Origin of the sequence: Microbacterium sp. BF1 (assembly GCF_019279095.1) — a bacterium.
GTDB classification, from domain to species: domain Bacteria; phylum Actinomycetota; class Actinomycetes; order Actinomycetales; family Microbacteriaceae; genus Microbacterium; species Microbacterium maritypicum.
Window position 1 is genome coordinate 1 of sequence record NZ_JAGYWT010000554.1, and the last position, 1,565, is coordinate 1,565.

The 1,565-nt window shown below is 66.5% G+C and carries 1 protein-coding gene and 2 pseudogenes; 1 reads left to right on the forward strand and 2 read right to left on the reverse strand.

Translation table 11 applies throughout. The annotated features are described in order from the left end of the window. Positions 1-289 (reverse strand): annotated as a pseudogene (locus tag KZA10_RS14730) (MFS transporter); the annotation flags it as partial. Between the two features lie 95 nt (positions 290-384). On the opposite strand from KZA10_RS14730, the gene KZA10_RS14735 reads away from it, so the two are divergent. Beyond that, on the forward strand, positions 385-927 hold the full coding sequence (locus KZA10_RS14735; protein ID WP_141385946.1) for a TetR/AcrR family transcriptional regulator: 543 nt from the start codon (positions 385-387) through the stop codon (positions 925-927). A 63-nt stretch (positions 928-990) separates the two neighbouring features. Here KZA10_RS14735 and KZA10_RS14740 read toward each other — a convergent pair. Further along, positions 991-1,565: pseudogene (locus KZA10_RS14740) on the reverse strand (phosphoglycerate dehydrogenase); the annotation flags it as partial.

Sequence of the window (1,565 nt, forward strand, 5' to 3'; positions counted from 1 at the left end):
CGGTCGCTCCGATCAGCAGCATCTGGCGTCGACCGAAGCGGTCGCCCAGCGTGCCCATCGTGACGAGGAGTCCGGCGAGCACCAGGGGGTACACGTCGATGATCCACAGCTGCTCCGCGCCCGTGGGGGCGAGCGCGATGGAGATCTCGGGGAGCGCGAAGCTCAGCACCGTGTTGTCCACCGAGACCAGCAGCACCGGCAGCATGAGGACGACGAGCGCCGCCCAGCCGCGGGCTCCGACGCGGGGAGCATCCGTCTCTGTCGTCGGGATCGACGCAGTACGGGTCATGGAACACCTCTCAGGATCGAGATCGCACGGTTAGTGAACCGTCCGGATGGTATAGTAACAGAATTCCCTCCCTTCCCCTGTGCAGAGGATCCACGATGCCCCGACCTCCCCTCGCCCGCGAGAAGGTGCTCGACGCCTTCGAAGCGATCCTCATCGAAGAGGGAGAGCGCGCCGCCACTCTCGAAGCCACCGCCAAGGCGGCCGGCGTCTCGAAGGGCGGATTGCTGTACCACTTCGGGTCGAAGGATGAGCTCGAGGCCGGGCTCGTCGAGCGGCTGGACCGCCTCACGACCCTCGACCTCGAGCGCATGACAACTGCCGACGAGGGCCCCGTCGCCTACTACGTGCGCACCTCGGTGATGGAGGACGACGCGCTCGATCGGGTGCTGATCGCCACGACCCGCCTCGCACAGGGCGGCTCGATCCCCGCGGCGGACATGCTCCGCGACACGAGGCGTCGCTGGGCGGAGACCATTCGCCCGCACGTGCGCGACAGTGCGAGCCTCGATCTCGTGATGCTCGTCAGCGACGGGCTCTACTTCAATAACTCGCTCGATGTGCACGGACCGGAGCGACTGGTCCCTCGCAGCGATGAACTCCGTGAGCTGATCGCACTGGTGCTGAAGGCGACGGCCTGAACCCGTCGAAACGCGAAGGAGGGCGGGAGCATCGCGCTCCCGCCCTCCTTCGTCTGTCGCCGATCAGACCTCGGTGATCTCGATCTGGCGGAAGAGGTCGGCGTCGATCGCGGCGCTCACGTCTTCGAGCAGCTCCTCCGACACGGGCGAGTCGAGCGTCAGCACGCTGAGCGCCTGCGCGCCGGCCGCCTGACGGGCGATCTGCATGCCCGCGATGTTGATGCCGGCTTCGCCGAACTTCTGGCCGTAGACGGCCACGATGCCGGGACGGTCGGTGTAGAGCATCACGACATGGTTCTTCTCGATCGGCAGCTCGAGGGTGTGGTCGTTGATGCCGACCAGCTTCTCGGTCTGCTTCGGACCGGTCAGCGTTCCGGAGACCGAGAGCTGCGAGCCGTCGGAGAGGGCACCGCTCAGCGTGATCACGTTGCGGTACTCGTCGCTCACATCGTCCTTGAGCAGACGCACCGCGATGCCGCGCTGCTCGGCGAGCAGCGGAGCGTTCACGTACGAGACGGTCTCGCTGACGATGTTCGTGAAGACGCCCTTGAGCGCCGCGAGCTTCAGCACGCTCACGTCGTAGTCGTTCAGCTCACCGTGCACCTCGACGTCGAGGCTGGTGAGCGGCGAGGTCGCGA

Coding starts and splice junctions, on each gene's coding strand:
- KZA10_RS14735 (WP_141385946.1), top strand. CDS start 385: ATGCCCCGACCTCCCCTCGCCCGCGAGAAGGTGCTCGACGCCTTCGAA.